We start from the raw sequence: 6,815 nt of genomic DNA, 5'->3' as shown, positions 1-6,815 counted from the left end.
ACCGTCACCGCGCCATCCGCAGGATTCGTCAGTGTCGCCGTGTAGGTGATGTTCTCGCCTTCGGTGACTGACGCATCCGCTGACAAGCTCACTGTGGTAGTGTCAACAACAGGCACCACACCAACGTTAACAGTAATAGTGTCTATGCCGCCGTTTCCATCGGTGACCACAACAGTAAAGCTATCGCTGCCGTTATAGTTCTCGTCTGGGGTGTATGTCCAATTACCATTTTCGTCAACGACTACCGAGCCATTCGATGGCTCTGTGCCTTTGCTAAACGTTAATTGGTCGTTATCCGCGTCTGTTGCAGTGAGTAAGCCACTTACTGGAGTATCTTCATCCGTGGTGACTGAGACATCTTCACCGACAGGTAAGTCATTGACTGGAGTAACGCCGACATTGACGGTTATGGTGTCCGTGCCACCTTGGCCATCGGAGACAACAACCGTAAAGCTATCATCACCGTTGTAGTTTTCATTAGGTGTGTAGGTCCAGTCACCGTTTTCATCGACAACAACAGTTCCGTTTGAGGGATCAGTGGCTTTGGTGAAAGACAGGGAGTCACCGTCTTCGTCTGAAGCTGAAAGGGTTCCGTTTACTGGGGTATCTTCATCGGTTGTAAATGAGAGAGTGTCGCCAGCAGGGTCATTGTTGTTATCAACAAAGGTAGGAGGATTGTTAGGTTGGTCAACCGAACGGAAAGCATCAAGAAGACTCAAGCTTTGAGTACGAGACATTCCCAGCGCTTCAAAGCCCGTCGTTACAAATTCAGTACCTGGAATGGTTTCTTCACCGTCGCGCTCAATAGTCCCGCTACTTACTAGGCTTGAACCACTTTCACCAGCTGCCGTTGCAAATTCTTCGCCTAGCTCCGTCGGATCCTGACCTTCTTCTAAAGCCGCAAAGATATTTGCAATGTCTTGGTCTAGTTCAACTTCACCGCCATCTTCAGGCGAAAAACGCTTGACTGAAATTGGAGATTCAGAGTTTTCGCTCTGGGATTCAAGAATGACATCCCCTGCTTGTAATGGCTGGCCGTCTTCTAGGACTTTAATTGTACCATCTACCGAAACAACAATGCGTTGACCAAGTGCCAATGCACCGCTCGCATTCAATACTGTCATGTCCATATAAACCCCTAAAACTCATTTTTCAATCAAAACGTCAAAATAGTGACATTGTATTTATAATATTAGGTAAAATATAACACCTAACACCATATAATTCATAGTTATGAATGCATATTTTAACAAGGTCGTATACACCATGATGACAATGGTCACACTCATCAATACTTAAAGCGCTCTTAAATTTGATATAAGTTATTGTGCTAACGAAAAATAATTGACATATTAATAGGTGTTCTAAGTGCATTAAAATATCACAATACGCACAGTGATCGGTTAACAAATTTACAACCATTTGCGAGCGCCAGTTGTAGCGATCGTAATTTTTTTGGCGGTTCATCTGAATTTTGTATATCATCGTGCAAAATTAAGACTCAGGTGTGACTCATTTTGGAGAGATGCAAATTGAATAGGATTCAAACGACGACCTTAGGGCTAGCTATAGCAATGACCTTTCCAGCTGCGGCACAAACTCTTGAGCAAGCCGTCGCTTTTACGTTGGAAAGCAATCCTGAAATTAAAAGTGCTTATAATGAGTACGTAAGTAAACGTTACGTTAACGATGCTTCTGGCGGTGCTTATCGTCCGAGTATAGATTTAGATGGTGGGATTGGTTATGAGCATACCGATCTAGTGACCAATACAAATTCAACAGATCTGACGCGTAAAGAAGCGACGATTACTTTGACTCAGTTAATTTGGGATGGAGCAAATACTTCCAACGATATTGATCGTACCGCGGCTGATGCAGAATCTGTTCGTTACCAATTACTCTCCAACGCCCAAGATATCGCTCTCGAGGTCACCAAAGTATACCTTGATGCAGTGAAAGCTTATGAAGTCCTCACCCTGTCTGAAAACAACCTGGCAACACACAAGGATATCTATAGAGATATTCGAAAACGTGTCGAATCTGGCATTGGCTCTACAGCAGATATGTCCCAAGTAGAAGCTCGTATTGCGAAAGCTCATGGTAACTTGCTCGCAGCACAAAATAATTTGTTTGATACGCATACTCAATTTAAACGTATTGTTGGACAGTCACCTTTGGGGTTAGTGTTTCCGCGAGCAGACACTGGAGCAATTCCTTACACCGTAGATGGCGCTCTTGCGAAAGCTTTCAACCAACATCCTGTTATTAAAATTGCACAAGCCGATGTGGACTCCGCTAAATTCCAATATAAACAGTCTAAAAGTTCAAATTATCCGACTGTTTCTTTCGAAGCCGCGCAAACCTGGCGTGATGACGCAGGTGGCAACGAAGGGAGTAGTGACGAATTTTCCGCAATGGTCCGCTTGAGATATAACTTGTATAACGGCGGCTCTGATCAAGACCGCGCTGAAAGTGCTGCTTACCAATTAAATAAGGCCAAAGATCTGCGTGAAAGTACATATCGTAATGTAGAAGAGAGCCTACGCTTGTCATGGAGCGCACTTGATTTAACCGTACAACAGAAAGAGTTCTTATCAGATCACGTAGACTCAGCATCAGATACGGTTATCTCTTACGAGAAGCAATACCGCATAGGTAAACGAACACTTCTCGATTTACTTAACACTGAAAATGAGCTCTTTGAAGCTCGTAAAGGCTATTTAGATGCCAAGTACGATGAACAATATGCTAAATACCGGGTCATGAACGCAACCGGTAATTTACTGACAGGTTTACGTGTCGATATCCCCCAAGAATGGAATGAAAAGGTAGAATATTAATGAAGCTGCTAAAAGCTGTATTTCCACTCTGTCTATTGGTTGCTTCTGCCAACATTTTAGCTGAAACAAACGATGAAGAGTTCGAGTATCGAGCGCTCCCAGAGAGCGTACAAAGTTACGATCTAGAAGACGACGACAATGATGGTGTTATCAACGCCCGTGATTTATGTGTTGATACACAGATTGGCGCTGAAATCGATAATGACGGCTGCGGCTCTTATTTCGAGTCAACGGAACAGAAAGAACTTCACATCTTATTTGCCAACAATTCAACAGAAATCAATCCTGTTTTTCTTGGCCAAATTCGTCAAATGGCCGCGTTTTTAAAGCGGTATGAAAGCACAACCATTCGTCTACAAGGCTACGCGAGTAAAGTCGGAAACGCGGCTCACAACTTAGACTTATCGAAAGAACGAGCATCAAATGTAAGGCGAGCCCTAATAAGTAATGGTATACAACCATCTAGAGTGACAATCGTTGGCTACGGGGATACCGTTTCTAATGAAGAGGGAACCAAAATCAACCATGCGCTCAATCGAAAAGTTGTCGCTTCTGTCGCCGGATTCAAAGGCAACATCAAAGAAGAATGGCATATTTTTACAAAAATTGGAAAGTAACCACTCTTAGTTATGCCTCATCTGAAACGTTATCTTTAGGTAGCGTTTCAGTACGCTTATAATTCCTTAAATAGCATATACCTAAGCCGTCTATAATGTTAATCTTGTCACGTTATCAACATAGAGAATTAATCCATGAGCAAACTAACCGCTGATACTCAAGCAAATCTAGAACTTTTCGTTTCTGAAACACAAGAAACTAAACTTGTATGGGGCCTTCGTAACGAAGAAGGTTGGCTAGCATGTGACTCAAGTGAATTCGAAAGCAGCGAAGTGATGCCATTTTGGTCTTCAAAAGAAGATGCTCAGACTCACAACGTTGAAGAGTGGGCTGATTTTGAAGTATTAGAAATCCCACTAGATATCTTTGTAGAAGACTGGCTACTGACTCTTGCTGAAGACGGCGTTCTTGTTGGTACGAACTGGAATGCAACATTAGAAGGCAAAGAGCTTGAACCTTCTGATCTAGCGAAATTGTACATTTAATTTCCAATAGCGGTCGTGCGAATAAGTACGACCGCTATTACCCTGATAACCATCAACAAATCAGAGATACAACTCGCATAAATCACTGTAAGTATCATTCAAAAATTGAAGCAACCTCAAACTAATAATAGAATGTCGTTCTTTATCTGATTGATAGTTCCTCGTGATTCACTCCGTCTTTATTACTTTTCTGCTTTTAACCAGCTTCTATTCTTATGGCCAAGTACCTACATTAGATCGCCATAACAGCTTCCCCGTCAGTGACTCAAACATAAATCTTGATTCTACTCCCAACGCTGACTGGAATGCTCTCTATTTATCCACTTTAACTCGTTCCCCTTCCCGCGCACTGAACATGCTGCAAACACGTTATACGAGCTTAAATCACTATGGAGATAAGCTATACCTTTCTTCATTATTGTACGAATACATGAGTCATCGCTCACAACCATTTTATGGTATTGCTTCAAACAACAGTGAATATCAAGCAATAGAAAAAGCGTTCATTTCAGCGTTAGTAAAAGACAGACAAGGTCACTACGAAGACGCTCAACAGGGCTTTTTGACGCTACTCACTAAGATGCAATCACGCAATGATATAACGGGGCGTGCACTGTTGAAGTACCAACTGTGTCGCTCTCTCAATGAACAAGCCAAATATCACCAAGCTAACTATTACTGTTCTGCACTTCAGAGCGATTTTCAAAACCTCGTTGACCCAGTATTACCCAAATTCGTGACATATCGAGTCATCGCCAACAACCACCATTTTCGTAGTGACTATCAAACAGCGTTAAATACTTACCTGTCTTTGATCAAAGTATTCCCACAAGGGCATGATATATCGGGCATTTATAACGATGTTGGCAATCTGCTCAAAGAACTAAAACAATATGAAAAATCAGAACAATACCTCAAAGAAGCACTCATACTAAGAGCCGATACTTCTGCTCTAATGAAAGCTCAAGTGCACCATAGCTTAGCCGAACTGTATTTAAGTCAAAGCCAAAGTAACCTAGCAATTAAGCACTTTCAAAAAGCGAGGACAATGCTAAGCGCATCTCCCCATAACTATGGCATCGCTTTGACAAACTTAGGCTTGGGAAAAGCCTACACACAAACACATGATTATGAGTTAGCAAAAACCTATTTGGTTGAGTCTCTTTCTGCCTCTAATGAACTTAACAATAACGTTATTCGTATCAACGCTTATTTGGCATTAAGTGACATGTTCGAAGAACAACAGCTGACAACTGAAGCGCTAAACTACGCACAGCAAGCGTTGGAGTTAGCTGAGCAGGTCACAAGACTTAAATACGTCGCCCAAGCTCTTCTTCAGCTTTCTGATATTCACCAGTCACTCAATGGTTACCAACAGGCTTTTTATTACTATCAGAGACACTCAGCAATACAATTAAAGGCCAGAGACATTGATAACAGGTTAGCTTTTGAGGCTCTTGACCTTACTCATGCCAAATATGAGCAAGAACTGAAGAATTCTTTCCTAACACACCAGACAAAACTCGATCGCCTTCGAATTGAAAAGATGGAGCACCAAAGGTGGATGTACAACATCATCATGTTTGTATTACTCTGCGCTGCCAGCTTTACGGTATTGGCAAACAAGACCATCCGAGCGAGAGCCGCGATTGACGCAATGACCAAAGCTTACAACAGGACCGAAATAATACGCAGGATCAAGCGAGTTAGACATTGCAAAAAAAACAAAAAACAACACGTACTCGTTTTACTGGATTTAGATAAATTTAAAGAGATTAATGATGAGCATGGCCACCCAACGGGTGACATAGCACTTGTTCATGTCAGTAACCAAATAAGAAAGCATTTAGTAAAAGGTGAGTTATTTGGACGTTTGGGCGGCGAAGAATTTCTTATTATGCTGACCGATACCAAGCCGTCTGAGGTCCGTGAACGCGTTGAAGAACTGCATTATGCAATATCAAACAGTATTTTCCTGTCAGAAAGCAAAAAGCCACTTAATGTAACCGCGAGTTTTGCTTATCTAGCAACCTCAAACGCACTAAGTGACTTTGATGATCTCTACTCTGTTCTTGACCAAGCATTGTATCAAGCAAAGAGTAATGGTCGAAACTGTATCATTGACGCTTATAACGAACCAATTGACATACCTGAAGCTATTTATACTCAGTCTGTTTACGAACCAACTCAGTCATAATACTTTGACGGTCAACTAAGTAATCGTTAAGGCCGGCCTTTCGTAGTTCACATGCTGGGCAATCACCACAGCCATCACCGATAATACCGTTGTAGCAGGTCAGTGTTTTGTTTCTAACAAGTTCGAGAGCTGAGTACTGATCTGCCAACGCCCATGTTTCAGCTTTGTTCAGCCACATCAGTGGTGTTTTGATATCAAGCTTCTTATCCATGCCTTGCACAAGCGCAGAATTCATCGCTTTTACAAAATCATTACGGCAATCAGGATAGCCAGAGAAATCTGTTTCACACACACCAGTAATCACAGTTTCAGATCCGATCTGGTATGCATAAATACCCGCCAATGTTAAGAACAGAATATTACGACCAGGAACAAAAGAGTTCGGCAATCCATTCTCTTGTAGCTCATGTGATACAGGGATATCGTCACGAGTCAGAGAGCTAATAGCCAACTCATTTAGCAGCGTCACATCCATCACTTTATGCGCTTTCACACCAAGCTCTTTCGATAATGACTGAGCGACTTCGATCTCTAACTTATGGCGCTGACCATAATCAAAAGTAATCGCATGAACTTCATCATACTCTGTTAGTGCCTGAACAAGACATGTAGTTGAGTCTTGACCACCACTGAATACTACAACTGCTTTTTTCATTTCCATACCTATCTAAAACT

At 42.0% G+C, this 6,815-nt stretch carries 6 protein-coding genes; 4 read left to right on the top strand and 2 right to left on the bottom strand.

All coding sequences use genetic code 11. The features are described from left to right. Positions 1–1,130 (bottom strand): Ig-like domain-containing protein (locus tag IQO02_RS12735; protein ID WP_193838562.1); only part of this gene is annotated, 1,130 nt, incomplete at its 3' end. A gap of 444 nt (positions 1,131–1,574) precedes the next feature. On the opposite strand from IQO02_RS12735, the gene IQO02_RS12730 reads away from it, so the two are divergent. The 4 genes from IQO02_RS12730 to IQO02_RS12715 all read left to right on the top strand — a co-directional run bounded on the left by IQO02_RS12730 (position 1,575) and on the right by IQO02_RS12715 (position 6,140). Further along, entirely contained in the window at positions 1,575–2,840 is a 1,266-nt protein-coding gene (locus tag IQO02_RS12730) for a TolC family outer membrane protein (RefSeq protein ID WP_193838563.1), read from the top strand. Continuing rightward, on the top strand, positions 2,840–3,457 hold the full coding sequence (locus IQO02_RS12725; RefSeq protein WP_010438560.1) for an OmpA family protein: 618 nt from the start codon (positions 2,840–2,842) through the stop codon (positions 3,455–3,457). The genes IQO02_RS12730 and IQO02_RS12725 overlap by 1 nt, the downstream gene beginning before the upstream one ends. Positions 3,458–3,592: 135 nt before the next feature. After that, positions 3,593–3,943 (top strand): DUF2750 domain-containing protein, encoded by a 351-nt coding sequence (locus IQO02_RS12720; protein ID WP_010438559.1) that lies wholly within the window; start codon positions 3,593–3,595, stop codon positions 3,941–3,943. A gap of 163 nt (positions 3,944–4,106) precedes the next feature. Continuing rightward, positions 4,107–6,140, top strand: coding sequence for a tetratricopeptide repeat-containing diguanylate cyclase (locus IQO02_RS12715; RefSeq protein WP_193838561.1), 2,034 nt, complete (start codon positions 4,107–4,109; stop codon positions 6,138–6,140). Here IQO02_RS12715 and queC read toward each other — a convergent pair. Beyond that, positions 6,100–6,795, bottom strand: a complete 696-nt coding sequence (gene queC, locus IQO02_RS12710; protein ID WP_010438554.1) for a 7-cyano-7-deazaguanine synthase QueC — start codon at positions 6,793–6,795, stop codon at positions 6,100–6,102. The genes IQO02_RS12715 and queC overlap by 41 nt on opposite strands. Positions 6,796–6,815 lie beyond the last annotated feature (20 nt).

The sequence above is a fragment of the Vibrio sp. OPT24 genome, assembly GCF_015163545.1.
In the GTDB taxonomy this organism is placed as follows: Bacteria; Pseudomonadota; Gammaproteobacteria; order Enterobacterales; family Vibrionaceae; genus Vibrio; species Vibrio cyclitrophicus.
This window is presented reverse-complemented; position numbering and strand designations above follow the sequence as displayed.

Bases quoted from the DNA above. Each gene is read 5' to 3' on its own strand.
- IQO02_RS12730 (WP_193838563.1), top strand. From the start codon at position 1,575: ATGACCTTTCCAGCTGCGGCACAAACTCTTGAGCAAGCCGTCGCTTTT.
- IQO02_RS12725 (WP_010438560.1), top strand. From the start codon at position 2,840: ATGAAGCTGCTAAAAGCTGTATTTCCACTCTGTCTATTGGTTGCTTCT.
- IQO02_RS12720 (WP_010438559.1), top strand. From the start codon at position 3,593: ATGAGCAAACTAACCGCTGATACTCAAGCAAATCTAGAACTTTTCGTT.
- queC (WP_010438554.1), bottom strand. From the start codon at position 6,795: ATGAAAAAAGCAGTTGTAGTATTCAGTGGTGGTCAAGACTCAACTACA.